Below are 24,447 nucleotides of genomic sequence, written 5' to 3'. Positions count from 1 at the left end.
CCATGAATTTTTCCAATTCACGCAGAATGCATCCGCTCATGGTCATCACGGCCGTCAGCCTGACGACGTTCAGCCTGCTGGGAATCGCCACGATTACAGGAGTGATCAACCCAGCCCGTTCGAATAGCGGCACGGAATCGTTCCAGGTTGCGATGCCGGTATCCGACGCCGACGCTAAGAAGCTCGAAACAACCAATAGCGCGAGCGACCATAAAACTGCATCGAGCAGCGCGGACAAGCCCACCAGTGAACCGGCCGTTCGGCATAGCCACAGCGCCAGCCGTGAAGCCACAGGCAGCAACAGCGTCAACAAGCCCATCGGCGCAACGGCGGCGCACCCCGCAGCCTGCAATGTCTGCGGCAAGGTTGCCTCCATCCAGCTGGTAAAGCAGGACGGCGAGGCGACCGGCCTGGGCGCGGTAGCGGGTGGTGTCGCAGGCGGCTTGCTCGGCAACCAGGTCGGCAAGGGCAAAGGCAACGTGCTCATGACCATCCTCGGCGCAGGCGGCGGTGCTTATGCCGGCCATACCATCGAGAAAAAGGTCAAATCCACCGAGTCGTACCTGGTCAAAGTCCACATGAACGACGGCAGCACACGCAACGTCACCATGAATGAAAAACCTGAATTTGCCGTAGGCGACCCCGTCAAGGTCATCAACGGCGGCGTGACGGTTCTCAGCTAACTCTCTCCAGCTGACGCCAACGCGAAAAGCATTCTCCGACCGGCAGACATAGCCGGCGGATTACCGGCCCCCTGCACTGGCCTGGACCCGCGTCCTGCGGAATTCCAGGCCAGATTTTTTTATATCTGCCGAGCTAAAGCTTTCTTGACTGACGGCCCAGTGTTACGGTCTACTTCATCCTTCCTGAACCACCAACTCATCCCGAAGGCCAGCATGAAACAGTACCTCGAATTTCTTGCAGATATCCGCAACAACGGCGTGCGCAAAGGCGACCGCACCGGCACCGGGACCATTTCATCCTTCGGCAAACAATTGCGCTTCAATTTGCAGGAGGGTTTTCCGCTCGTCACCACCAAACGCCTGCATTTGCGTTCCATCATTCATGAGTTGCTATGGTTTTTGAACGGCGACACCAATATTAAATACCTCAACGAAAACGGCGTGACCATCTGGGACGAATGGGCGGACGAGAATGGCGACCTGGGACCGGTATACGGCTATCAGTGGCGTTCGTGGCCAACGCCGGACGGCAAGCACATCGACCAGATCAGCGAGGTGCTGGAACAAATCAAGAACAAGCCGAATTCGCGGCGTTTGCTGGTGAGCGCGTGGAACGTAGCTGATTTGCCGGACGAGAGCATTTCGCCGCAAGCCAACGTCAAGAACGGCAAGCAGGCTTTGGCGCCCTGCCATACGTTCTTTCAGTTCTACGTGGCCGAAGGCAAGCTGTCCTGCCACCTCTACATGCGCAGCATGGATACTTTCCTTGGTACGCCGTTCAACATCGCCAGCTATGCGTTACTGCTGCACATGTTCGCGCAGCAAGCCGACCTGGATGTGGGCGATCTGGTGATCAGCGGGGGCGACCAGCATATTTACACCAACCACCTGGAACAGGTCGATCTGCAGCTATCGCGTGAGCCATACCCTCTGCCCAAGCTGGTGATCAAGCGTAAGCCGGCGTCCATTTTCGATTACAAGTTCGAGGATTTCGAGATCGTCGACTACCAGTACCATCCGGCCATCAAGGCGCCGATTGCGATTTAAGACGCGGCGGGCTTGGGGCCAACCCGGCTTTACAAATCCGAGAGCGGTTTTTCGGCGTAGCTATCGTCGGCAGCACTGAGGCGTTTAATCACCTCGCCCAGCGACGCATCTAGACTTTTCAGAACGTTTTCCGGCATCCCTATCAAGGCATCGGGCAGGACGCCCTCTGCCGGTCCCGGGGCCTTCGCCAGCAAGGCATGGGTATTTTCCGTGAGTCGTAGCCCCACCCGCCGTTGGTCTTCCTGACTGCGCTCCTTGCTAATCAGATGACGTCCCACTAGCTTTTCAACCAGTAAGCTGCAGGTCGATTGGTGAATGGACAGGCGCTCGGCCAATTCTGATACGCCGATACCCGGCTTTTCTGCGACCTCACGCAAAATCCACAATTGGGAGCCCGATACCCCGCAAGTCTGTTCGATCTCTCTGAAATGCTGCCGTACCGAGCCGTAAATTACCCGGAATTTCTTGAGTACCTGTACGGAAAGCGCTTGTTGTTCGTCGTTCAATTTCCCGTTCCTGCTCTTAAGTGTCATGACTGTCTTGCCATGATATTAGCGCAACCTGAAATTTATATACATTGACATAAATATATTTTGTGACAAAATTTTTGAACTAAATTTAAATCACTCGGTCTGTACGCTCGCGTACTTACGCACGAACATCACTCACGCAATTCCTTTGGGGGTAAGAATCAATGAAAAAAATGCTTGGCCTGCTCTTTATCATGAGCATTTTGGCGGCCTGTTCCAGTAAACCGGTGAAGGAGGAAACGAAGGCTGCACCTGTACCGCCGCCTGTCGCCCAAGCCCAGACGCCGCCGCCGGCACCGCAAACCCAAACAACCCCGGTCGAAGCTAGCAAAGCCGAGGTCAACCCGCTGACCGATCCCAATAACATCTTGTCGCATCGCAATGTGTATTTCGATTACGACAAATACGTCGTCAAGCCGGAGTTCCAAAGCCTGGTTGAAGCCCACTCCAAATACCTGATGGATCACCCCTCAGCCAGGATTACGCTGCAAGGCAACGCCGACGAACGCGGCAGCCGCGAATACAACCTCGCCCTCGGCCAGAAGCGTGCCGCCGCCGTGAAGCAAGCCATGAATGTGCTGGGCGTGCAGGACAAGCAGATCGAGACTGTGAGCTTCGGCAAGGAAAAACCCAAGGCACTGGGTCATGACGAAGCCTCCTGGGCCGAAAACCGCCGCGTCGACCTGGTCTATCCGGGCGAGCAATAACGTATTCATCCGTGATCCTGGTTTGCTAACCGTGACTAGGATCTCCTCCACTCGGGTGTGCAACGCACCCTTTTTTTTCGTCTCGACATTGCTGCAACGTCTTTATTAAGACCTTTTGGAGAAACATCATGAAGCACAAAGTAGTCTTCGCCGCCCTGCTCGCCGCCATGGGCCTTTCCACCTCTGCTTTTGCCGACAACCTGCTGGAAGTCATGGATACGGACGGCGGGTTCAAGACCATGCTGGCCGCGATCAAGAAAGCCGGCCTGGAAGACCAATTCAAGTCTGCCGGCCCGATGACCGTGTTCGCACCGACCGATTTCGCGTTCCAGGCCATGCCCAAGGACAAGCTCGACAAGTTGATGAACGACAAGGAGGCGCTGAAGAAGGTGCTACTGCTTCACGTCATCAACGCCAAGGTGACCAAGGCCGACGTCGATGCGGGCAAGGTCAAGACGATGGAAGGCGAAAACGTCTCGCTCTCCGTCAACGAAGGCATCAAGATCGACAACGTGCCGGTCGTCGGCCAAGGCATCAACGCAGACAACGGCGTGATCCATGCCATGACGGCCGTGCTGCTGCCCAAGTCCTGATCGCAAGACTGCTGTCACCCAAGCAAGCCGCCCCGCCCCAGGGCGGCTTTTTTTATTGCGGCTTTTTTATTGCCGTTTTCCCTTGCCGTACCGTGGTTGAACTCCCGCCAGAGCCGCATCGAATCTCATCCGTGCGGAAGCGAACAGAAACGCTTTCGGCTTTCCCGCATCGTGTCACCACGATTTTCAATGCTTTTCAGGGAGAAACCTTTGCTTATTCTCGTCGCTGTCTGCTGGATATTTTTCAACCTAAGGGGGACGCCAAAATGAATCGTAACTACGTGGCCGCTGCTGTTGCGGCAGCATTGATGACCATGACCGGCATGGCGGTAGCAGACGACGCCAGCACCATGAGTTCCACAGGGACAGACACGGGTGCCAGCGATACCGCATCAACTGACAGTTCTGTCGGTTCCCGAATCGGCAATATGTTCTCGGGGCCGTGGTACGTGATGCCGACACTGGGCGCCATGTATACCGATCGTCAATTGCGCGCCGACGACTGGAATGCCAATTACGGTATCCGCATCGGCAAGGAATTGAGCGAACACTGGGACGTCCAATTGGGCCTCACCCATAGCCAGGCAGATGAGGACAGCCGCCGCTACTCCGGCGGACGATACAAGCAGACCCTTCTTGGCATCGACGCCATGTATATGTTCAGCCGGGATCGCTTCCGTCCATTTTTGCTGGCGGGGATCGGCATGGCCAACAACAACATCCATTACAACGGTACGGCAGGATTCCCCAACGCCGACGGCAACAAGAATTCCTGGATGGCCAACGTCGGCGTCGGCGCGCAATACGACATCTCCGACCGCATCGGTCTGCAAGCCGATGTCCGGCAGGTCTACAGCCGCAGCCGCGCCAACGGCGGCTTGTTCGGCTCCGACCGCCACGACACGACGGGCAACACTTACCTCAATGTCGGACTGATCATCAAGTTCGGCGAGCCGCAAAAAACTGCCGCCGTCGAGCCGACGCCGGAACCCGTAGCCGCCGCCGAGCCGGAACCCGCACCGCAACCGGAAACCAAGCCGGAACCGCCGCCGCAACCTGCTCCCCCACCCGCGGCTGTCGGCCCGGACGAGCCGGCCTTCAAGAAGGTCGCGATCCAGGCGGAAGTACTCTTCGACTTCAATAAAGCCACGGTGAAGGACGCCGGCAAGCAACTGTTGAACAGCGAAGTCGTCCAGAAGATGAAGGATAACCCGCAGGTCGAGCTGCTGCTGATTACCGGTCACGCCGACCGCATCGGCAGCGAACAGTACAACCAGAAGTTGTCCGAGCGCCGTGCCGAAGCCGTCAAGCAATATCTGGTTGGCCAGGGCATCGACGCACAACGCCTGCACACGCAAGGCAAGGGCGAATCCGAGCCCGTCGTGCAGTGCAACGGCTCCAAGAACGCCAAGACCATCAAGTGCTTGCAGCCAAACCGCCGCGTAGTGCTCGAGATCGAAGCGCAACGGGCCAGCGAAAAATAATTGCAACCGGCAACAGGCGCCGACCATGGGGTTGCCGCCTTGCCAACTGAAACCGACAGGAGTTCATCATGGGTAAATATTTTCTCGCATGGCTGCTGGGCGTTCCTGCCGTCGTCCTAGTAGTCATCTATTTGTTGATGCATTAACCATCGGCCTGATCCCAGGCTGAAGCCAGGCACGTCACTTCCGCACGGGCCTTCAAGCACGGCTGTATTCGGCCCACCCACCCTGCATGCTGTTCGCTGTCTGGGCACTCATCATCGGCACCCTGCTCATCATGATGACCCTGTCCGGGTCCATGCTGAAGCGCCTGCCGGTCAGCACCGCCATGTTCTACCTAGCCGTCGGCTACGGCCTTGGGCCGGGGGGACTCAACCTGCTCACCCCCGACCCCATTGCCCACGCCGGTGTGCTGGAACGGCTCACTGAGTGCGCCCTGCTGATTTCCTTGTTCGCCAGCGGGCTCAAACTTGGCGTACCACTGACGGACAAGCACTGGTGGCTGCCGCTCAGGCTCGCGTTCGTCTCCATGGCGATTACCGTGGGTCTGTTGAGCCTGGTGGGCATCTGGGCGCTGCATCTTGCGCCGGGAGTAGCCATCCTGCTCGCCGCCATCCTCGCCCCCACAGATCCTGTACTCGCCTCCGAAGTCCAGGTGGAAGAAGCCGGCGACCGCGATCGCGTACGTTTTGGCTTGACCGGGGAAGGCGGCTTGAATGACGGCACCGCCTACGCGTTCATCTCCTTGGGCCTCTCCCTACTTGGCCTGCACGAGGCGGGTGAATTCGGCTGGCGCTGGATAGTGCTGGATGTGCTGTGGGGTTTCGGCGGCGGATTGCTTATCGGCGGATGCCTAGGCATGCTGGTCGGCAAGCTGGTGCTGTTCCTGCGCACCGAATACCAGGAAGCCGTGGGGCTGGATGAATTTCTCTCACTAGGGCTCATTGCGCTGGCATACGGCTGCGCAATGTTGTGCTACTGCTCCGGATTCCTGGCCGTATTCGCCGCCGGACTCGCCTTGCAACGCACGGAATCGCGCACCTCCAGCAAACCAGCTTCTCTTGTCCCCGTAGCGGCCGTAGGTCTCCCCGACAAGGAAACCCGCGAAGCCATCGCCACCAGCCCCGACCACGCCGGGGCTTATCTCATGCAGGCCGTGCGTAACTTCAACAGCCAGTTGGAGAACATCGTCGAACTCACCGTGGTACTCCTCATCGGCGCTATCCTCACCTATGTTGGGCTATCGAAAATCACGTTCTGGTTTCCTGCACTGCTGTTCCTGGTGATACGCCCGCTCTCGGTATGGCTGGGGCTGCGCGGCATGAAGATAGCCGCCGACCAGCAATGGCTGATGTCGTGGTTCGGCATCCGCGGCGTAGGCTCGCTCTACTACCTGCTCTACGCCATCAACCACGGCCTGGCCCTCCAACCGGCACAGCTGCTCATCGCACTCACCCTCGCCACTGTCGTCGCCTCCATTGTCTTCCATGGCATTTCCATGAGTCCGTTGATGAAGCTGTACGGCAGCTCCAAGGCGAGACGAGGCAAATAAAAAAAACCGCCCCTAAGGGCGGCTTGAAGCATTACGAACCATATTCAGTGATACACGTGCTGGCCCTTGTTGTCGCGCCAGGTGCGTTCCACATATTCGGCGTCTTGCTCGTCCTTGGGTTTGAGGGCCATGAAGATGCCGCCGTTCTTGATGCCGGACTCGTACTCTTTCACGCGTTCTTCAGGGATGCCCCAGCCGACGAGGGCACCTGCGAGGCCGCCGGTAATGCCGCCCACGCCCGCCCCGGCCATGCCTACAGCCAGCGGACCGGCCACGGCGATGCCAAGACCCGGGATCAGCAGCGAAGTGCCTAGGGCTGCAACGGCCCCTGCAACGGCACCGATAGTCGTTCCAATCGCCCCGCCGATACCGGCGCCTTCCGCGGCCTTGTTGCCCATTTCGGTTTGCAGGCCGTGTCCGGTCAGGCATTTTTGCCTGGTTTCCTCAGACATCATGAGGTTGACGTCATCCTCGCTGTAGCCGCGATCGGCGACAGAAGCGTAAGCGCGCTCGGCACTCTCGCGGTCGGGGAATATCCCGGTCACTAGCGAACCTGGTTTGACCGCATGGGTTGCATCTCTTAGATCGTCATCCATGATGGTCTCCTTTTCATAATGTTGAATGGCTCGCTCCGGGCATCAGTGATGTGCGTTGGAGCGATGGCTGCTGGATTTGCTTTCCTTTTTCTTGCCGCCGGCGCTACGGCTCTTGGGCTTGGATTTCGACTCGCCCGATTCCTCGCCGTGCATCAGTTCTTGCTTGCGTTCCATCAATTGCTGGCCGAGTTCGTCCAGGTCGATGTCCGCGTCCTGCGCCTTGCTGAACATCTCGTCTTGCTCTTCCTGGATGTGGTGGTTGACTACATCGCCCAGCACGCACACCTTGGCGTCGTAATGGTCGTCGCCCGGCTTCATGGATTCGAGCTGCGAGATCAGATATTTCGCCGTGTCGTGCTCCACGTCGGCCTCGTCGATGATGTCTTGCTCTTCAATCGCGCCGCGCATGGCTGGGTAGAAAATCTCTTCCTCGATCTGGGCGTGGATGGTCAGCTCCATGCAAATTTGCTCGACCAGGTCGGCCTTTTCGTCCTCCATTTCCATGTCGTCCTTGATTTCCTCGAACTCCTGGAACAACTGCTGTACCCGTTCGTGATCGGACGTCAGCAGCGAAATCGCGTCCTGTGCTTCCATCTCCTCGCTGTCCATTTCCGTGTTCTGCATTGCGGATTGATCCTTATCCTTCATGTCCTTGTCTTTCATGGCATCTTTCATGACGATCTCCTAGTCATTGGGTGAGGTTTGCTTGGATGTATTGAATTAACCTTGGGATATCTGCCCCGGTTGTCGAGCCGTTACCGGCATCGACACGACCATACCCCTCGCCCTGTGCCGCGACTGTGTGGTATCCGGCTTAATTCCAACGCCCCATCTCTGTTCGGTGCCGAACCGAGCAGCCCGTGCTGGACGTGCTAGAAAAAGACACCTTTCTGTTCCCTTCCGACCACAATGGCCCTCTCCCGCCCTATCAAGTGGATCGCAGGTGGTTTGCTCGCGCTAATCCTCATCGTTGCACTCATGGTCGTGTTCTTCGACTGGAACTGGCTGCGCGGCCCCATCGCGCGCACGGTGACGGAATCGACCGGACGCCAGCTGGTGATTAACGGCAATCTCGATGTGCATCTCGGATGGCCGCTGTTTCGCGTGCATACCTCCAACGTTACGTTTGCTAATCCAGAATGGGCCAAGCAGCGCCAGATGGTGACGCTGGATGAGGTGGATTTCAGCCTCGATATTCCCGCCCTGCTGCGTCGAAAAATTCATGTGCCGGACGTCCGCCTGAACAAACCTGCGGTCGATCTCGAAATCAGCGGGCAAGGGCAAAAAAACTGGCTGCTGGACAAGCAGCAAAGTGACGAGAGTACCAGCATCCCCATCGATCGCATCAGCGTGCAACAAGGCCGCATCACCTTCGACGACGACCGAGAAGCCACCAGCATCCGCGCCGACTTTTCCACCCAGAACGCCAACGGCAAGGCGGGGAGCGAAGGCATCGCGTTTAACGTAGCGGGTCAATACAAACGATTGCCATTGGCTGTGGACGGCACTGGCGGGCCGGTGTTGGCATTGCAGGACGACGCTAAGCCTTATCCGCTTAAGATCAACGCCAAAATCGGCAAGAGCGGGTTGATTGCCGACGGCCGCATCACCAACCTGCGGCAGTTCTCGGCTATCGACATGAACATCGCGCTAAGCGGCGAGAGCATGGCGCTGCTCTACCCCATCATCGGCATCGCCCTGCCGGAAACCGGCCCCTACCGCACACAGGGACGGCTCGTGCATCAGGGCAAGATGTGGCGCTACGAAAGCTTCACCGGCAACATCGGCCATAGCGACGTGGCTGGGACGCTGCAAGTGGATGCAGGCAGCAAGCGCCCGTTCATGCACGGCGAAATGCGCTTCGACGTGCTCGACCTGGCCGACTTGGGCCCGGTGATCGGGACCTCGTCCACGCAAGACATTACCGTCGACGAAACGCCCCCCACGCAGGACGAGACCGATACGGCAAAAACCGAGGAGAAGGCAGACAAACCCGCCAAGCGGGTCAAGACATCGGGCCACGTCTTGCCCAGCGTGCCGTTCAAGACCCAGCGCTGGAACTCGGTGGACGCCGACGTCAAGCTGCACGCCAAGCGTATCGAGCGTCCCAAGCAATTGCCGATAGAAAACCTGGATACCCGGCTGCAAATGCGCGACGCCAAGCTCACGCTGGAACCGCTGGATTTCGGGATCGCCGGAGGACATTTGGCAGGCAATGTGATGCTGGACGGTCATGAAGACCCGATCCAGGCGCACATCAAGATGAATGTGAGCCGCTTCCGGCTCAACCGCATGTTTCCTACCTTGAAGCTCGAAGACACCAACGTAGGCGAGATCAACGGCGCATTCGATTTAAAAGGTCACGGCAACGCGGTCGCCAACATGCTGGGCAGCTCCAACGGCAAGATGTCGCTAATCATCGCAGGCGGCGAAATCAGCCGTCTCATGATGGAGGCAGTGAGCCTGCATCTGCTGGAAATCCTGCAGTTGAAAATCACCGGCGACAAACCGATCCGCATCAATTGCGGGGTCGCCGATTTCAATGTGCGCAACGGAACAATGAACACCAACCTGCTGTTGCTCGACACCAGCATCACCAGCATCTTCGGCGACGGCGATATCAATTTGTCTAACGAGCGCATGAACATGGTGATCAACCAGGAGACCAAAAAAACCAGTCCCATTGCGCTCACCAGCCCGATCTACATCCAGGGCACCTTCGGCGACCCCGATGTGCACCTCGACAAGAAACGCATCGCTACCAAGGGATTGGGCGCATTGGCCTTGGGAGCGATTACACCGCTGCTGGCACTGATTCCGCTGGTCGATCCCGACAAGGGATTCGAGAACGAGTGTACGCAGATTCTCAAACGGCAGCGCGCCAAGACCGAGGAAGTACGCCGTCGTTAAACGATCCTGAATAAGTATCCTAGCGCACTGAATGGTTTTCCCCTGTGGCTTAAGGTTGAGCCTGGATCTCTTGGTTGCAATTGATAGCGCAAGGGATAGCGTTCAGATCAACTTCAAATAAAGGAAATCGCCATGGAAACCTCTGGAAACTTCAATACCGCCACCTCCCCATCCGACGTGCAGGACACCATCAAGAACACGGCCAAGCCTGCCGTGGAACGCATGGCCGCTGGCGCGCATTCCGCCGTGGACAGCATCGCCGGGGCGGCTAACGAGGCCGTAGAATCGCTGAGCGTCAAAGGCGGCCAGCTCAAGGATATGCAGTCGCGCATCGTGGATAGTTCCTGCGCCTATGTGCAAGAACATCCGATGGCTGCCATCGGTATCGCCGTCGCTTCCGGCTTCTTGCTGAGCCGTTTGCTGAGCAGCGGTTCGCGTTAATCCGGAGTGCTGACGATGTCCACCGCCGGCCTCGATTCCAGCACTGCGCCCGAAGCGCCGCCGCCCGGCACGCACGGGCTGCTCGACGAGATCAAGGGATTGTGGAAGGAGATTCGTCTCCTGGTTCACGATCATCTCGAACTCGCGGCGCTGGAAACCCGGCTGGCGGGCGAAAGCCTGGCGTTCATGGTCATGGCGGGGATTGCCATCGCCATCCTGCTGGTGAGCGCCTGGCTGGCTTTTCTGGCAGCAGTGGCCGTCATCTTGGTGGCCCTGGGCATGTGGGCCAGTGCAGCGTTGCTGCTCATCGTGCTGCTGAACGTCGGTGCTGCTGCCGTGCTTGCCTGGATGATCAAGCACAAAAGCTACCATCTGCGCTGGCCGGCCACGCTCGCAAGCATCAAGCCGCGCGAGCAATCGGGTAAAAACACGTCCCAAGCCCCTGCCCAGTCAGGAGAACCTCTCCCATGAGCGAACACCCTCATCACCACAGCTCCTCGCTGGAAGATCAGATCCGCGAACGCGAGGCGCACCTGTTGTTGCGCCACGAAGCGGTCGCTGCGCGAGCCCATCATCTGGCAGGCCAGTTCAAACACAAGGTGGTGCAGTTCAAACGCAAGGTGACATCGCCCGTGGTCTTGCTTGCAGCATTCGGCGGCGGGTTCATACTCGATCGCGTCATCCGGATGATTCCCAAGCGTTCGCGCCGTGTCGCGCCCCAGGCACAGGGCAGGATGCAGCAAAAGCCAGGGTTCCTCACTCGCCTCATGGAGGGGGTGGTATTGGCGCGCTCGCTGCTGACTGCATGGCCTACCTCGTTGATCCAGCGGATCATCAGCATGTGGCCGTCTCCGGCGCAATCGAATTTCCGCAGCAAGCAGCATTACCAACCGGCTTCTGCGCCCGTTTACCCGGTGGACACCGACTTTTATCCATGACGCTTGTGAGCCAAGGTGACTTCTACAACGCTCCAGCGCGTGTTTCATCGCATTCCCAATAGCGTCCAATGCGCGTTCAAGCTGCTGTATGACGCGTTGATGGAATGGATGGATCACCGTGCCTCGAGCAAGGGTGCGGCACTGGCGTTCTACACGCTATTTTCCTTGGCTCCTATCCTGGTGCTGGCCATTGCCATCGCCGGCTACTTTTTCGGCGCGGATGCCGCGCAGGGCGAGCTGATCAACCAGATACGCGGCCTCATGGGCGAAAATGGCGCACAAGCCGTCCAAGCCTTGCTGGCTGCAGCCCGCGACAAGGATGCGGGACTGCTCGCCACCACCATCGCTACCGTACTCCTGATTATCGGCGCCACTAGCGTGTTCGCCGAGCTCAAGGCCAGCCTCGACGAAATGTGGGCAACCCCTAAGGTCAAGGAGAAATCAGGTGTCGGCGCCCTAGTCAAGACCCGCTTGCTGTCGTTCAGCCTGGTGCTGGTGCTGGGATTCTTGCTACTGATCTCGCTCATCGTCAGCGCCGCGTTGTCGGTGCTGGAGCATTTCGTCGGCGGATTCTGGAGCAACTCCGCCGTGCTGTTGTCGTGGATCTCGTCGCTCGTGTCGTTCGGTGTGATCGCCAGCTTGTTCGCGGTGATCTACAAGATGCTGCCGGACACCCCGCTTTCGTGGAACGACGTGTGGATAGGCGCAGCCGTCACGGCAGGCTTGTTCATCCTTGGCAAATATCTTATCGGTTTATATTTGGGCAACAGTGGCGTAACTTCGAGCTTCGGCGCAGCCGGCTCGGTCATTGCCCTGTTGTTGTGGGTTTATTACTCGGCGCAAATTTTTTTCTACGGAGCGGAATTCACACGCCAGTATGCGTTGTATTTCGGCAGTCTGAAATCGCAACGCGCCCAATATCTGGAGAACCGCTCGCATGGAATCTCAGACAAGCAGCCCCGTTAGCGACACGCACGACAGCATCCCCATTGTCGACCCCGAGCACCTGAGCGATGCGAGTTTCCGCAGCATTAGCGAAGCTTCGCCCCTTGGCATCCTGATTTTCGACATCAAAGGGCAGTGCCGTTATTCCAATCCGGCTTATCAACGCATGGCGGGCCTCGGCCGGGGATATGTTCTCGGCAATGGTTGGCTACTCGGTATTCACTCAACCGATGTGGATCACATCAAAGCCCAATGGCTCAAGACCGTCAGCACTGGGCAAGCTTTCTCCGAGGAATTCCGCTTCGGCGGCGGCAACGGCTTGGGCGTATGGGCCAAGGCCATCGCAACGCCCATCCGCGAGCGAGATTCCCTCATTGGCTACCTCATGACCGTGATGGATATCGACGACCGAAAATCCGCGCAATCGGTGCTGGCAGCCACGGAAGAAGTGCTTTACGAGCACATGGAACGCGCCGAAGTCACGCTCAATTCCATCGGCGACGCCGTCATCACCACCAACCCCATGGGGCAAATCAGCTATCTCAACCCCGCTGCCGAACGCATGACAGGCTGGCCTGAGCATGAAGCCGTGGGATTGGCCCTGGGCCAAATACTCAACATCGTCACGCCCAAGCCTTCGCCCGAGCAGCAAAACAAGCCTGCCCTGGCATCCAAGTCCAGCTTGCTGGTCCGCCGCGACGGCCGGGAGATTCCCATTCACAACTCCACCTCGCCGATCCGCGACCGACGAGGGAATATCGTCGGTACCGTGATCGTGTGCCGCGACATCAGCGAAACGCACAAGATGGCGGAGCGCATGGCACATCTGGCCCAGCACGATTTCCTGACCGGCTTGCCGAACCGCTCCCTGCTCAACGACCGCATCACCCAGGCCATTAATCTCGCGCACCGGCAGCAGAGTCCGATCGCCGTACTGTTCATTGACCTCGACCATTTCAAGCACGTCAACGATACGCTGGGCCACGCCGTGGGCGACTTGCTACTGCAAACCGTAGCCATGCGGCTAAAATCCTGCGTGCGCAGTTCGGATACCTTGTGCCGTCAGGGCGGAGACGAATTCGTGGTGTTGCTGGCCGAGATCGAGGACGCCGAAGACGCCGCGCAGGTGGCCGGAAAAATGCTGGATGGTTTCGCCAATCCCTTGATGGTAGACGGCCACGAGATCGAACTGGGCCTGAGCATCGGCATCAGCGTTTACCCGGATGACGGCGACAGTGCCGACACCCTGGTACGACACGCTGATATCGCCATGTACCACGCCAAGGAAAACGGCCGCAACAACTACCAGTTTTTTACCACCGAACTCAACACCCGTGCGGTGCAGCGCCACACGCTCAAACGCAACCTGCGCCGTGCCGTCGAACGCCGGGAATTCGGGTTGCAATATCAGGCCCGTATCGATTTGCAAACTGGCAAGCTGGTCGGCGCCGAAGCGCTACTAAGGTGGCATCACCCTGAACACGGCTTGATGATGCCGATGCAATTCATTCCCATCGCCGAAGAATCCGGCATGATCGGCACGATCGGCCAATGGGTGCTGCGAGAAGCCTGCATACAGGCACAAGCCTGGCATCAAAGTGGGCTCCCCCTGCTACCGATTTCGGTCAACATCTCTCCGGCCGAATTCCGCAATAAGGAGTTCCTTCCCAACCTCGCCGGCATCCTGGAAGAAACCGCCCTGCCGCCCCACTCGCTCGAGCTCGAACTCACCGAAAGCGTGCTGCTGCAAAACGCCGAAACCATCGCCATCACCCTACATGATCTCAAGGACATGGGCGTGCAGCTCAGCATCGACGATTTCGGTACGGGTTACCACAACCTCAGTTATCTCAAGCATTTCCCTATCGACGCCCTCAAGATCGATCAGTCTTTCGTCCATGACGTCAACGACGATACGGACGATGCCACGATCGTCCGCGCCATTGTCAGCATGGCCGACAGCCTGAAACTCCGAACCATCGCAGAAGGTGTGGAAACCACGGAACATCTGGCATTCCTGCAGGCGTTGCAATGCAGCGAGGGGCAAGGTTATTTCTTCGGCAGGCCGGTTGATGCCGATGAATTTTTGACGATTCTGGAACGGGGTGAAACGCCGCAGGGAGAGTATCCTAATGAGGGGGTCACGTTCGTGGACGACCGCCCGTAACAACAAGCATCACATCGATATCTGCTCCGCTACTGGCTGAAATAATAGGTAGCATCTCTTCTAAATACCACTATCATCGGTAAATTGTGCCGCCCTTTTCAGGACGGCCTTGCAGTTGTTTCAATCTTAAGGAGAAGTGAATGACCGCCAATGAAATGCACGTTCACTCAGACGTTTGCAAAGCGGGGCTACAAAAGCTTCTCGACTCAGCAATCAACTGGGGCGCTACTTTGGGAAACATGCAGATATACAACCCCAGCAACAAGTGCCTGGAAATTGTCGTCCAGCATGGCTTCAATGATTTTTTCCTGGATAATTTCTCGAGCGTGGAAACGACGGGCTCCACCATTTGCGCTATGGCGTTTCGACTAGGCTCACGCGTCTGTTTTTCCGATCTGAACCAGAACCCGAAATTCGCCCTCATGCTCTCCCGGATCGGGACTAATTACTTCAATGCCGTCCAATCCACGCCTATCTTGAGCAAGGATGGATTGGTAATTGGCGTATTCTCCACCCATTTTCCCCAACCAATCAACATGACCTCTGAAATGGAAGAGGCTTGGGATGCCATCGCCGAGGATATGGCAACTCAGATCGAAAATCATGTGCCGGAAGTCATTCCCAGCTTTTAAGCTCTCGCCTTATTTTTGATTGCTCGAGAGTCCTCCAGACAAAAAAAAGCCCTCAGTGGGTGAGGGCTTAACCACGCGAAGGAGAACGCGTGGAGGGGGGCGAATAATCGGTTCGCGCTAACCGGGCCTTTCGATTTAGTAGTAGGCCCGGTGCGAATTAGTAGTAAGGCTCAGTGCCGTAGTAGGTGTGGATCTCGCGAGCCCAGGACTGGTCTGCCATGTCGGGCCAATCGTCCTTGTCGAAGCCGGGAGCGTTTTCGAGACGATCCTTCTCGACATTGAGGATGAAGCGCTTGTTGACGGTATCCAGCTTGAGGGCGTTCCAGGGAACGGCGAAAAGCTTCTCGCCCATGCCGAGGAAACCGCCGAAGGACAGCACGGCGTAGGCTATGCGGCCGTTGCGCATATCCAGCATGATTTCCTTGATGTCTCCGAGGTCCTCGTCGAGGTGGTTGGCTACATCGTTGCCGATGAGCGTGTCGGCACCCATCAGTTCAGGGCCGGGGCCTTCCTTGTCGGTCTTGTAGCGGCTGTAGATGCCGTACGGGTCGCGGTCTTCGTAACTCATAGTCAATCTCCTTGAGAATCTGGTTCTTGGGGATTACAGCTTATGGAATATGAATTCCGGTCCGTGCCGGAGATGCATATTGCATCAGCTGGTGTGAGCCAATATTGCGCGGAAAACACGAGCTGTTCTGTACGCTAGCGAACATAAACGCATTTTCGATAAATATTTTTATAAGCGCATGATTATATTGATTGGCCCATATAAATGATAAAAATATTCAAGCATCTAAAATAAGGTTGATCTTGATGTCGCTCCGTGCAAAACTCGCGTTTTCACACTCGTCTGGATCAGAAGGATTAAAAACTCCCGATGAACGACACGCATGTCTTGGCCGCTTCGGATGCTCAAGCCGAGTCAACGACCGATAAGAAAAAAACACCTACTCCCCTGATCGTCGCCATCGGCGCTTCCGCCGGCGGCCTCGAAGCCATCGAACAATTCCTCGAACACGTGCCAGCCTTGAGCGGCATGGCTTACGTCGTCATCCAGCACATGGACCCGTCGCACCAGAAAAGCATGATGGTGGAATTGCTGTCGCGCGTGACGCCGATGTCGGTGCTAATCGCCGAGACCGATATGCAGGTACAGGCCGATTGCGTTTACGTGATTCCGCCCAGCAAGGACATGTCCATTCTTCATGGTCGTATCCAATTGCTGGAACAGGTCCCGATCCGCGGCGTACGCATGCCGGTGGATTATTTTTTCCGAGCGCTGGCCGACGACCAGCACGAGAACGCCATCGGCGTCGTACTTTCCGGCATGGGGACAGACGGTACGCTGGGGCTGCGCGCCATCAAGGAACGAGGCGGTCTGGCGCTGGTGCAGGAGCCCGACACGGCGCGCTTCGACAGCATGCCGCGCACGGCCATTACAACGGTAGTTGTAGATATCGTCGCCCCGCCGGACGAGTTGCCCAAACAACTCATCAATTATCTCCAGACCACGACTCGCATCCCCAAGGGCGACAAGATGCTGGAAGTGAAATCGCAAAGTGCGTTGGAAAAGATCGTGGTGCTTCTGCGCGAGCAGACCGGCCACGACATGTCGATGTACAAGAAAAGCAGCATGTACCGACGTATCGAGCGGCGCATGGGTTTGCACCAGATCGAAAACATTGCCAATTACGTGCGATATCTCCGCGAAAATACTCAAGAGCTGGAACTGCTGTTCAAGGAGTTGCTAATCGGGGTCACGTCGTTTTTCCGCGATCGCCACGTTTGGGATGTGTTGAGGCAAGAGGTGTTCCCAGACTTACTGTCGCGCCACCCTCCGGGGAAACACTTCCGGGCGTGGGTGCCGGCCTGCTCCACTGGAGAGGAGGCGTTCAGCCTGGCTATCGCTTTCCGCGAAGCCGTGGAAGAATTCGCGCCAGACGGTAATTATTCATTACAGATATTTGCGACCGACCTCGACGAAGACGCCATCGAGCGAGCGCGCATGGGATTTTACCCGGCTAATATTGCAGCAGATGTACCGCCGGAACGGCTTAAACGCTTCTTCACACCGGAAGGCAAAGGGTATCGCGTCAACAAACAGATTCGGGAAAAGGTCATCTTTGCGCCGCAGAATCTCATCATGGATCCGCCTTTTACCAAGCTGGACCTGATCTCCTGCCGCAACCTCATGATCTACCTGGGACACGAGCTCCAGCAGAAGCTTTTTCCGCTGTTCCATTACGTGCTCAACCCCAACGGCCTGCTGCTCGTCGGCACCGCCGAAACGGTCAACGCGCCCGGGTTGTTCAGCCCAGCCAACAACAAGGCGCGGCTTTACCAGAAAATCATTTCACCGCTGGATAAACAGGTCGTACCCCGTTATTTCCCCGTGGTCCATGTCGCCGCTGACGCACGCAAGACCGCCGCCGCCGAAGGGAACCTGCAAGTGTTAGCCGATCAATTCTTATTGCAAAACTTCGCACCGCCCGCCGTGCTTATCAATAACGACGGCGATATCCTGTACGTGAGCGGCCGTACGGGAAGATTCCTGGAACCGGCGGCCGGCAAGGCGAACTGGAATATCTATGCGATGGCCAAGGAAGAACTGCGCCACGAGCTCACCATGACGGTAAAACGAGCGCTGCGCCAGACCGACATCATCAAGAGCATGGCGATCAAGCTCCTGGTCGAAGGTGCCCAAGCCAGCGTATCCATCCTGGCTCAGCAAATTGAAAAGCCCACCGCACTGCAAGGTACTATCATCGTCGTGTTTGCCCAGGGTGAAAACATGGGCGAGTCCATCCAGCCCGACTGGCAAAACCCCAATCAGCGTTCGCTGCTGGAAGAACTGCGCCATGCCCAGGAAGAACTGCTTTCCACGAGAGAAGAAATGCAGACCTCGCAGGAGGAGTTCAAGGCCACCTACGAAGAACTGCACACCATCAACGAAGAGCTGCAAACAGCGAACGAAGAACTCAGTACCTCACGAGAGGAAATGCAGTCCGTCAACGAGGAACTGCACACTGTCAACCTGGAGTTGCAGGCCAAGATGGATGCGCTCTCTTCCGCCAACAACGACCTCGTCAACCTTATTAGCGGCACCGATATCATCGCCGTATTTCTCGATAACTCGCTCCAGGTTCGACGTTTTACACCGGCCTCGACCCAACTGTTCAAGTTGATCCCCAGCGATATCGGCCGCCCGCTCACCGATGTGGTGACGGCGCTCCAGTACCCCGACCTCGCGCAGGATGCCATGACCGTGTTGCGTTCCCTGGTCAACATCGACAAACTGATCGAGGCAGACGGCAATCGCCATTACCGCGCCCGTATCCTGCCCTACCGTACCCTGGAAAACATTGTGGACGGCGTCCTGATCACCTTTATTGACGTCTCGCCTGAAACTCAGAAAAAGTTTCATTAACAATGAATAACGATCGCTTCCGGCAAGACCTTGCCGAAGCGTGAAGCTCAAACTCGAGAAATTTAGTTTTCAGCCTGCTTTAAGTGTGCTGGCGCACATAGTCGAGCTCATGAATTCATTACTATTTTGTGAAAAATGAATGCCGTGCCCGTCGTTTCGCCTTTAACGGATAACCCAGCCCATGCCACTGACCTTAGCTTCGCCAGCCGAGAACCTGCTGCTTGCAGCGTTGCCGGATAGCGATCGACAGCGCCTGCTGCCCGAGCTCAAGCAAGTACAGCTGACGCCCGGCGATGTCATCTACGAATCCGGGTTGGCCCAGAACTTCGTTATTTTTCCCACGTCCGGCGTCGTGTCGCTGGTTAACCTCATCGAAAACGGTTCATCGGCCGAAATCGCCATGACGGGAAACGAAGGCGTTGTCGGCGTTTCGGTATTTCTGGGCGTCGTCAGCTCAGTGCACCGCGCCATCGTGCAGAGCGAAGGCGTCGGCTACAAGCTCAAGGCCGATGTCGTCAAGCGAGAGATGAAGCTGGGCAGCGGCTTGCAGCAGATCGCCCTGCGTTTTACCCAGGCGTTGATTACCCAGATGGCGCAAACGGCGGTATGCAACCGCTACCACACGGTAGATCAGCGATTGTGCCGCTGGCTGCTATTGACCCAGGATCGACTCAAAACCAACGAACTCCGCATTACGCAGGAAAACATCGCCAGCCTGTTGGGTGTCAGGCGCGAAGCCGTCACTGAAGCCGCGCGTAAATTGCAGGATGCCGGCCTCATCGGCTACAGTCGAGGAAAAATCTCGATATTGGATCGCCCCCATCTCGAAACACGCGTCTGCGAATGCTATGCGGTAGTCAAACATGAATATGACCGCCTGCTGCCCTACGCTAGAAGAAACTGAAAGGAGAGCTCAAATGGCAGTCGATAGGAGAACGTCGGAACGACGAACGGCCAGCACCTTGCGCCGTCAGGCGGAGGAACAGCTTAAGAATCGCGTCGCCAACGAAGAGGCCGTCGCAGAAACAGACCGCATGCGCCTGTTGCACGAATTGCAGGTTCACCAAATTGAGCTGGAACTGCAAAACGAGGAGCTGACGCAGGCTTACCTGGAAGCACAGGCGTTGCGCGACAAATACTGGGATCTCTATGATTATGCGCCGGTCGGGTATTTCACCCTTTCCTTCCTGGGCGATATCCTGGAAATGAATCTGTGTGCCGCGGGCATGCTGGGCAAGGAGCGCGGCGTCCTTATAGGCCGCCGGCTGGGCGATTTCATTCACCCGGATTCGCTGCATTCTTTCAACCAGTTTCTGGTCGAAGCCAGCGAAGCCCAGGATGACGTCTGCGCAAATAATCTGATTTTGCGCCGTAATGAAAGCGAGCCGATCTATGTCGAGACCCGCGGGCGCTCGTTCGACCAGGAGCACAACGCCGATAAGAAAATTCGGGTCATCATGATGGATGTGTCGGCCTTGAAGTTCGCCACCGACGAACTGCAACACGCTTTCCAGAAATTTTTCAAATACTGGAGGCCTTAATCACCAAAAATTCAATGCTTTAAATAAATTCTTGAAAAATCTTCGAACCAGCTATTAATTTTGGCCTACCACTTGCCGTATCACTCGGTAAGGTTGCTGCATCAATGCGAAGTAGTAACAAGGGCAAATCCATCGAAAGATGGAGACGCAAAATCACCGGTCTACGGGCTTATGCCACGACAGCGGGATTGCCGGCTTCGATCGATCTAACAAGAGTCCATTCCCTAATAACAAGCAGTTATTAATAGCGGTAAAAAAAGAAACAGCCTCCACCAGGCTGAAAAATTGAATACTCAAGGTTGATTCGCACGCTTTTCCAACGTCCGGATAAGTCCTTAATTTTGTTTCGTTAAGGATCTAACGGTCATGACTTATAACACCTCTGCCCGGGCTTCGGCTCGCGGCGCCTGGCTCCCCCGGGCAATTCTTCCCGCAGCACTCGTTCTGGGTTTCGCCCCGATGAGCGCATGGTCCACGTCGTATTACGTGTCCAACTCCGGCTCTAACAACAATAACGGCACGTCCGTCACGAGCCCGTTCCAAACCATCCAGAAGGCGATCGAAGCAGCGGTGGCCGGCGATACCGTCTACATCCGTGCCGGCACATATCGCGAGCAGGTCAGCGCCTGGAAAAACGCAGGCAGCGCCGGTAAATACATCACGGTCACCGGCTACAACGGCGAAGTGCCTGTTCTCAAGGGCTCCGATGTCGTGACCGGCTGGACCCAGTACAGCGGCAACATCTGGAAGCGTAGCAACTGGACGATCAACAGCCAGCAAGTGTTCGTCGATTACAACGACGCCGCACCCGGCAAGCCTCTGCAGCAAATCGGCATGCCCAACAGCATGTACAGCACTTACGAATACCCGAAACCCGTAGGTAGCGGCGTCAGTTCCATGGTCGCCGGCAGCTTCTATTACGACGCGGCAGGACTAGCCCTCTATGTCTGGCTGCCTGACGGTTCCGACCCCAACCAGCACAGGATGGAAGTCAGCACCCGTGCTCGCGTATTCGAAATGAAGCAGCCCTACATTTACCTCAAGGGCCTGGCATTCCGTCACAGCACGACCTCCACCTTCGTCAAGCAGGGTTCTGGCGTGGAAATGACGTCCAACTCGGTGATCGACCAATGCGATATCCAGTCCATGGACTTCGGCGGTGTCGGCATGGGTTACCAGCAAACCAACGCCCAACTGATCAACTCCGTAGTCAGCAACAACGGCGATGTGGGCGTCAACGCTCCGGCAAGCTGGAATTTCCGTGTGGCTGGCGTACACATGAACGGCAACAACTACCGCAACTTCTACCAGTTCTGGCATGCAGGCGGCATCAAGGCAGCTTCTAAAGCTTATGGTACCGTTGAGTTCAGCGAAGTAGCCTACAACAATGCTTCCGGCATCTGGTTCGACTACGCCAACGGCGGCAGCCAGATCGTCATCCGCAACAACTACATTCACGATAACGGCCCAGTGGATGCAGGGATTTTCCTCGAGGTCAGTAACTCTGCCCAGGTCTACAACAACGTCATCGCGAACAACACGCGCCGCGGGATCTACGTCTCAGCGTCCGACAACAACAACGTCTATAACAACACTGTGTATGGTGTAAGCGGTTATGCCGGCATCGAAGTGGGCGGCATGCCGCGTTCAGGCGCCACGCTAACCAACAACAAGGTCTACAACAACCTGATCAGCAACGGCAGCACCAAGTACGACTTGATCGTGGCCACGCCCAACGGCACGGACATCGTCAACAACACCAGCGACTACAACAACTTCTACCGTCCCGCAGGCGGCGTGCAGTTGTTCCTGGGCAGCTTGTTCACCGATCTGACGGCCTGGAAGACAGCTACCAAGCAGGACGCCCACAGTCTGAATAGCAACCCGACCTTTGCCGGCACGACGGCGACGGATGCCACCAGGTTCCAACTGGCCTCGACCAGCCCGCTGGTGGATAAGGCGACGACCTTGTCCGTAGTCCCCAACGACTACGTCAAGACACCTCGTCCGGCGGCTGCGGCCTACGATATCGGTGCCTTCGAGTACACCTCGGGCACGACCACGACGTCATCGACCACCACCAAGACGGCCGACACGACGTTCCCGACAGCCACGGTGAATACGCCCTCGACGGACGGCACCAAGGTCAGCGGTTCGGTCTATGTCTCGGCTTCGGCGACGGATAATGTGGGTGTGGTGCAGATGCGCATTTACATCGACAACGTGTTGAAGTCGCAGTCTGCCAAGGGTTCCATCGCCTATCCGTGGAGTACTTCGGGGATGGTCTCCGGCAGCACGCACTACATCATGGCAACTGCGGCCGATGCGGCTGGGAATTTGACCAAGGTAACGCGCAAGGTCTACATCAAATAAGGAAATAACGCGGGGAGCGGGGTGGCCGGCAAGTCAATCAACTTGCCGGCCTTTTTTTGCCTGTTTTCAGGCTTTGGGCCTAATGCAGACGGCTGTCTTGGGAAGATTCCCATTCGCGGATCTGCCTTTCTGTTTCGTCCTTGGTAATGCCGTAGACCTCCTGGATCTTGCCGGCAAGTTTTTCGCGGCTGCCGTCGATGACGTCCACCTGATCATCCGTCAGCTTGCCCCATTTCTGTTTGACGTCACCTTTGAATTGACGCCAGTTACCTTCGATTCTGTCCCAGTTCATGGTGTTCCCTCCAGTTTCTTGATGGTTAGCTGGTTGACGACGTTGGAAACGCCGTCCGTCTTTTGCGCGATAGCAACGGCCTTATCGATCTGGGCTTGGTTCTCGGCTTCGCCTTTCAGCGTGACGACACCATTGCTGGTGTCGACGTTGATCTGCAAGCCTTTGACGTCGCTATCGGCAATGAGCGCCGACTTCACCTTGGCGGTGATGCCGGCATCATCCATTTTGGCCGTGACCGTGGATTTATCCGACGACGGGTTGGCTCCGTCGGACGCGTTGTTGCCGCTAGGCTTGTTACACGCGGCCAATCCGAATGCCAGGCTCGCGCATAACAGCCAGACCGGAATTTTTGATGTCATGGTTTTCTCCTCGTTTAGTCGCCGAGCCCCATGCTCAGCTGCAACACATATCCTGTAGAAAATCCGAGAGTTCTTCGGCGTGCTCTTCCTCGACCTCGAGGATTTGCTCGAGCAGCCGACGGCTGGTCGAATCGTTTTCGCCCAGGAACTGCACCATCTCGCGGTAGCTGTCGATCGCGATGCGCTCCGCCACCAGGTCTTCCTTGATCATGTCTACGAGGCTTTTCGCCTCCACATATTCGGCATGGCTGCGGCCCGACAAAGTATCGGGAGCAAGATCGGGAGCGCCGCCCAACTGGACGATGCGCTCGGCGATACGGTCCGCGTGTTCCAGCTCCTGATTGGAATGCACCAGAAACTCATCAGCCACGCTTTTAGACTCCAATCCCTTGGCCATGAAGTAATGGCGGCGATAGCGCAAGGCGCAAACCAGTTCGGTCGCGAGCGCATCGTTTAGCATCTTGAGCACTGCGGCGCGGTCGGCTTGATAAGTAGAAGTGACGGCGCCCTCCTCGATATTCTGGCGCGCCCTTGCACGCAGGGTCTTGACATCGGTCAACTGCTGGTTTGCCATGGGCACCTCCTGGATTGAATTCGACTCCTGGTTTTGTTCTGCCAGGATTAAATTGGTGAGTGCGCCCCGTCGACGGGACAAGGCGCACGGACTGCTATTTGAGTTGCATATCGTTACTGACGGATTTGACGCCCTTGACGGTCTTGGCCACTTCCACCGCCTTGTCGCGTGCCGCGGCCGAGCCCACAAAACCGCTCAGTTGCACGGCACCCTTGTAGGTCACGACCTTGATTTCGGAAGCTTTCAAGCTGGGTTCGTTGAAAATGGCCGCCTTCACCTTGGTCGTGATCACGGCGTCGTCGAGGTATTCGCCCGAGCTTTCCTGCTTGGGTTCGGAAGCACATCCCCCCACTGCAATCAGCACGAACGACAAAACAACCGCGGCAACATACTCCTGGAATACCTTCATTGCCGTCTCCTCAAGCCGTCACAATCGCCCTGTGACCAGCATAATGATGAGAATGAGCAACACCAGGCCCAGGACGCCGCTGGGGCCGTAACCCCAACCCGTGCTATACGGCCATGCAGGGAACGCTCCGATCAGCAACAGCACCACGATGATCAACAGTATTGTTCCTAGTGACATGTGACACTTCCTTTCTGAGAGTTAGCTGCGGAAATGGGGAACCGTAAATCTTCATTGCGATATCCCTGAG

The 24,447-nt window shown here is 56.9% G+C and carries 26 protein-coding genes and 1 riboswitch; of the genes, 17 read left to right on the top strand and 9 right to left on the bottom strand.

The window, feature by feature from the left end:
* Positions 1-2 precede the first annotated feature (2 nt).
* Together NMK_RS13125 and thyA are read left to right on the top strand one after the other, a co-directional pair.
* Positions 3-683 carry a glycine zipper 2TM domain-containing protein gene (locus tag NMK_RS13125; RefSeq protein ID WP_109016210.1) on the top strand — a complete coding sequence of 227 codons (681 nt, stop codon included), beginning with the start codon at positions 3-5 and terminating at the stop codon, positions 681-683.
* A gap of 213 nt (positions 684-896) precedes the next feature.
* Complete coding sequence (gene thyA, locus NMK_RS13120; RefSeq protein WP_109016209.1) at positions 897-1,730, top strand: thymidylate synthase; 834 nt, start codon at positions 897-899, stop codon at positions 1,728-1,730.
* Positions 1,731-1,759: 29 nt separating this feature from the next.
* On the opposite strand, the gene NMK_RS13115 is transcribed toward thyA, so the two are convergent.
* A complete protein-coding gene (locus NMK_RS13115) occupies positions 1,760-2,236 on the bottom strand; it encodes a MarR family winged helix-turn-helix transcriptional regulator (protein ID WP_227871489.1) in 477 nt (158 codons plus the stop codon).
* Positions 2,237-2,424: 188 nt separating this feature from the next.
* On the opposite strand from NMK_RS13115, the gene pal reads away from it, so the two are divergent.
* From pal to NMK_RS13095, 4 genes are all read left to right on the top strand, one after another.
* Positions 2,425-2,967 (top strand): peptidoglycan-associated lipoprotein Pal, encoded by a 543-nt coding sequence (pal, locus tag NMK_RS13110; protein ID WP_109016207.1) that lies wholly within the window; start codon positions 2,425-2,427, stop codon positions 2,965-2,967.
* Positions 2,968-3,095: 128 nt separating this feature from the next.
* Entirely contained in the window at positions 3,096-3,560 is a 465-nt protein-coding gene (locus tag NMK_RS13105; RefSeq protein ID WP_109016206.1) for a fasciclin domain-containing protein, read from the top strand.
* A gap of 266 nt (positions 3,561-3,826) precedes the next feature.
* Positions 3,827-5,044, top strand: a complete 1,218-nt coding sequence (locus tag NMK_RS13100) for an OmpA family protein (protein WP_227871488.1) — start codon at positions 3,827-3,829, stop codon at positions 5,042-5,044.
* Between the two features lie 232 nt (positions 5,045-5,276).
* Positions 5,277-6,596 carry a cation:proton antiporter gene (locus NMK_RS13095; RefSeq protein ID WP_109016205.1) on the top strand — a complete coding sequence of 440 codons (1,320 nt, stop codon included), beginning with the start codon at positions 5,277-5,279 and terminating at the stop codon, positions 6,594-6,596.
* Between the two features lie 44 nt (positions 6,597-6,640).
* Here NMK_RS13095 and NMK_RS13090 read toward each other — a convergent pair whose 3' ends face one another.
* Together NMK_RS13090 and NMK_RS13085 are read right to left on the bottom strand one after the other, a co-directional pair.
* Positions 6,641-7,192 (bottom strand): hypothetical protein, encoded by a 552-nt coding sequence (locus NMK_RS13090; RefSeq protein WP_109016204.1) that lies wholly within the window; start codon positions 7,190-7,192, stop codon positions 6,641-6,643.
* A gap of 42 nt (positions 7,193-7,234) precedes the next feature.
* Positions 7,235-7,867, bottom strand: coding sequence for a hemerythrin domain-containing protein (locus NMK_RS13085; RefSeq protein ID WP_227871487.1), 633 nt, complete (start codon positions 7,865-7,867; stop codon positions 7,235-7,237).
* Between the two features lie 234 nt (positions 7,868-8,101).
* On the opposite strand from NMK_RS13085, the gene NMK_RS13080 reads away from it, so the two are divergent.
* The 7 genes from NMK_RS13080 (at position 8,102) to NMK_RS13050 (ending at position 15,225) form a co-directional block, all read left to right on the top strand.
* Complete coding sequence (locus NMK_RS13080; protein ID WP_109016203.1) at positions 8,102-10,102, top strand: AsmA family protein; 2,001 nt, start codon at positions 8,102-8,104, stop codon at positions 10,100-10,102.
* A 132-nt stretch (positions 10,103-10,234) separates the two neighbouring features.
* A complete protein-coding gene (locus NMK_RS13075; RefSeq protein ID WP_227871486.1) occupies positions 10,235-10,543 on the top strand; it encodes a hypothetical protein in 309 nt (102 codons plus the stop codon).
* 15 nt (positions 10,544-10,558) lie between these two features.
* Entirely contained in the window at positions 10,559-11,014 is a 456-nt protein-coding gene (locus NMK_RS13070; RefSeq protein WP_109016202.1) for a phage holin family protein, read from the top strand.
* Positions 11,011-11,481, top strand: a complete 471-nt coding sequence (locus NMK_RS13065; protein ID WP_109016201.1) for a hypothetical protein — start codon at positions 11,011-11,013, stop codon at positions 11,479-11,481. The genes NMK_RS13070 and NMK_RS13065 overlap by 4 nt, the downstream gene beginning before the upstream one ends.
* 15 nt (positions 11,482-11,496) lie before the next feature.
* Positions 11,497-12,447, top strand: coding sequence for a YihY/virulence factor BrkB family protein (locus tag NMK_RS13060; RefSeq protein WP_227871485.1), 951 nt, complete (start codon positions 11,497-11,499; stop codon positions 12,445-12,447).
* Positions 12,419-14,593 carry a putative bifunctional diguanylate cyclase/phosphodiesterase gene (locus NMK_RS13055; RefSeq protein WP_109016200.1) on the top strand — a complete coding sequence of 725 codons (2,175 nt, stop codon included), beginning with the start codon at positions 12,419-12,421 and terminating at the stop codon, positions 14,591-14,593. Before NMK_RS13060 ends, NMK_RS13055 begins: the two co-directional genes overlap by 29 nt.
* A 140-nt stretch (positions 14,594-14,733) precedes the next feature.
* Positions 14,734-15,225: a GAF domain-containing protein gene (locus tag NMK_RS13050; protein ID WP_109016199.1), complete on the top strand. Its 492-nt coding sequence runs from the start codon at positions 14,734-14,736 to the stop codon at positions 15,223-15,225.
* A 157-nt stretch (positions 15,226-15,382) separates the two neighbouring features.
* Here NMK_RS13050 and NMK_RS13045 read toward each other — a convergent pair whose 3' ends face one another.
* Complete coding sequence (locus NMK_RS13045; protein ID WP_109016198.1) at positions 15,383-15,793, bottom strand: PRC-barrel domain-containing protein; 411 nt, start codon at positions 15,791-15,793, stop codon at positions 15,383-15,385.
* A 309-nt stretch (positions 15,794-16,102) separates the two neighbouring features.
* On the opposite strand from NMK_RS13045, the gene NMK_RS13040 reads away from it, so the two are divergent.
* The 4 genes from NMK_RS13040 (at position 16,103) to NMK_RS13025 (ending at position 22,566) form a co-directional block, all read left to right on the top strand.
* On the top strand, positions 16,103-18,652 hold the full coding sequence (locus NMK_RS13040; RefSeq protein ID WP_109016197.1) for a chemotaxis protein CheB: 2,550 nt from the start codon (positions 16,103-16,105) through the stop codon (positions 18,650-18,652).
* A gap of 181 nt (positions 18,653-18,833) precedes the next feature.
* Entirely contained in the window at positions 18,834-19,556 is a 723-nt protein-coding gene (locus tag NMK_RS13035; protein ID WP_109016196.1) for a Crp/Fnr family transcriptional regulator, read from the top strand.
* Positions 19,557-19,569: 13 nt separating this feature from the next.
* Positions 19,570-20,193 (top strand): PAS domain-containing protein, encoded by a 624-nt coding sequence (locus NMK_RS13030; RefSeq protein WP_109016195.1) that lies wholly within the window; start codon positions 19,570-19,572, stop codon positions 20,191-20,193.
* Between the two features lie 112 nt (positions 20,194-20,305).
* Positions 20,306-20,389: riboswitch (cyclic di-GMP riboswitch) on the top strand.
* Between the two features lie 170 nt (positions 20,390-20,559).
* Positions 20,560-22,566: a right-handed parallel beta-helix repeat-containing protein gene (locus NMK_RS13025; protein ID WP_109016194.1), complete on the top strand. Its 2,007-nt coding sequence runs from the start codon at positions 20,560-20,562 to the stop codon at positions 22,564-22,566.
* A gap of 79 nt (positions 22,567-22,645) precedes the next feature.
* Here NMK_RS13025 and NMK_RS13020 read toward each other — a convergent pair whose 3' ends face one another.
* The 5 genes from NMK_RS13020 to NMK_RS13000 all read right to left on the bottom strand — a co-directional run bounded on the left by NMK_RS13020 (position 22,646) and on the right by NMK_RS13000 (position 24,377).
* Complete coding sequence (locus tag NMK_RS13020; protein WP_109016193.1) at positions 22,646-22,858, bottom strand: CsbD family protein; 213 nt, start codon at positions 22,856-22,858, stop codon at positions 22,646-22,648.
* Complete coding sequence (locus NMK_RS13015) at positions 22,855-23,217, bottom strand: BON domain-containing protein (RefSeq protein WP_109016192.1); 363 nt, start codon at positions 23,215-23,217, stop codon at positions 22,855-22,857. Before NMK_RS13015 ends, NMK_RS13020 begins: the two co-directional genes overlap by 4 nt.
* A 34-nt stretch (positions 23,218-23,251) precedes the next feature.
* Positions 23,252-23,791 carry a ferritin-like domain-containing protein gene (locus tag NMK_RS13010; protein WP_109016191.1) on the bottom strand — a complete coding sequence of 180 codons (540 nt, stop codon included), beginning with the start codon at positions 23,789-23,791 and terminating at the stop codon, positions 23,252-23,254.
* A gap of 94 nt (positions 23,792-23,885) precedes the next feature.
* A complete protein-coding gene (locus NMK_RS13005; protein ID WP_109016190.1) occupies positions 23,886-24,200 on the bottom strand; it encodes a BON domain-containing protein in 315 nt (104 codons plus the stop codon).
* An 18-nt stretch (positions 24,201-24,218) separates the two neighbouring features.
* Positions 24,219-24,377, bottom strand: a complete 159-nt coding sequence (locus NMK_RS13000) for a DUF3309 family protein (protein ID WP_109016189.1) — start codon at positions 24,375-24,377, stop codon at positions 24,219-24,221.
* Positions 24,378-24,447: the final 70 nt, after the last annotated feature.

It is taken from the genome of Novimethylophilus kurashikiensis, from assembly GCF_003112435.1.
Taxonomy (GTDB): domain Bacteria; phylum Pseudomonadota; class Gammaproteobacteria; order Burkholderiales; family Methylophilaceae; genus Novimethylophilus; species Novimethylophilus kurashikiensis.
This window is presented reverse-complemented; position numbering and strand designations above follow the sequence as displayed.

Bases quoted from the DNA above. Each gene is read 5' to 3' on its own strand.
- NMK_RS13050 (WP_109016199.1), top strand. From the start codon at position 14,734: ATGACCGCCAATGAAATGCACGTTCACTCAGACGTTTGCAAAGCGGGG.
- NMK_RS13010 (WP_109016191.1), bottom strand. From the start codon at position 23,791: ATGGCAAACCAGCAGTTGACCGATGTCAAGACCCTGCGTGCAAGGGCG.
- NMK_RS13100 (WP_227871488.1), top strand. From the start codon at position 3,827: ATGAATCGTAACTACGTGGCCGCTGCTGTTGCGGCAGCATTGATGACC.
- NMK_RS13085 (WP_227871487.1), bottom strand. From the start codon at position 7,867: ATGAAAGATGCCATGAAAGACAAGGACATGAAGGATAAGGATCAATCC.
- NMK_RS13065 (WP_109016201.1), top strand. From the start codon at position 11,011: ATGAGCGAACACCCTCATCACCACAGCTCCTCGCTGGAAGATCAGATC.
- NMK_RS13000 (WP_109016189.1), bottom strand. From the start codon at position 24,377: ATGTCACTAGGAACAATACTGTTGATCATCGTGGTGCTGTTGCTGATC.
- NMK_RS13005 (WP_109016190.1), bottom strand. From the start codon at position 24,200: ATGAAGGTATTCCAGGAGTATGTTGCCGCGGTTGTTTTGTCGTTCGTG.
- NMK_RS13125 (WP_109016210.1), top strand. From the start codon at position 3: ATGAATTTTTCCAATTCACGCAGAATGCATCCGCTCATGGTCATCACG.
- NMK_RS13075 (WP_227871486.1), top strand. From the start codon at position 10,235: ATGGAAACCTCTGGAAACTTCAATACCGCCACCTCCCCATCCGACGTG.
- thyA (WP_109016209.1), top strand. From the start codon at position 897: ATGAAACAGTACCTCGAATTTCTTGCAGATATCCGCAACAACGGCGTG.
- pal (WP_109016207.1), top strand. From the start codon at position 2,425: ATGAAAAAAATGCTTGGCCTGCTCTTTATCATGAGCATTTTGGCGGCC.
- NMK_RS13025 (WP_109016194.1), top strand. From the start codon at position 20,560: ATGACTTATAACACCTCTGCCCGGGCTTCGGCTCGCGGCGCCTGGCTC.
- NMK_RS13055 (WP_109016200.1), top strand. From the start codon at position 12,419: ATGGAATCTCAGACAAGCAGCCCCGTTAGCGACACGCACGACAGCATC.
- NMK_RS13070 (WP_109016202.1), top strand. From the start codon at position 10,559: ATGTCCACCGCCGGCCTCGATTCCAGCACTGCGCCCGAAGCGCCGCCG.
- NMK_RS13095 (WP_109016205.1), top strand. From the start codon at position 5,277: ATGCTGTTCGCTGTCTGGGCACTCATCATCGGCACCCTGCTCATCATG.
- NMK_RS13080 (WP_109016203.1), top strand. From the start codon at position 8,102: ATGGCCCTCTCCCGCCCTATCAAGTGGATCGCAGGTGGTTTGCTCGCG.
- NMK_RS13090 (WP_109016204.1), bottom strand. From the start codon at position 7,192: ATGGATGACGATCTAAGAGATGCAACCCATGCGGTCAAACCAGGTTCG.
- NMK_RS13015 (WP_109016192.1), bottom strand. From the start codon at position 23,217: ATGACATCAAAAATTCCGGTCTGGCTGTTATGCGCGAGCCTGGCATTC.
- NMK_RS13020 (WP_109016193.1), bottom strand. From the start codon at position 22,858: ATGAACTGGGACAGAATCGAAGGTAACTGGCGTCAATTCAAAGGTGAC.
- NMK_RS13105 (WP_109016206.1), top strand. From the start codon at position 3,096: ATGAAGCACAAAGTAGTCTTCGCCGCCCTGCTCGCCGCCATGGGCCTT.
- NMK_RS13030 (WP_109016195.1), top strand. From the start codon at position 19,570: ATGGCAGTCGATAGGAGAACGTCGGAACGACGAACGGCCAGCACCTTG.
- NMK_RS13045 (WP_109016198.1), bottom strand. From the start codon at position 15,793: ATGAGTTACGAAGACCGCGACCCGTACGGCATCTACAGCCGCTACAAG.
- NMK_RS13040 (WP_109016197.1), top strand. From the start codon at position 16,103: ATGAACGACACGCATGTCTTGGCCGCTTCGGATGCTCAAGCCGAGTCA.
- NMK_RS13035 (WP_109016196.1), top strand. From the start codon at position 18,834: ATGCCACTGACCTTAGCTTCGCCAGCCGAGAACCTGCTGCTTGCAGCG.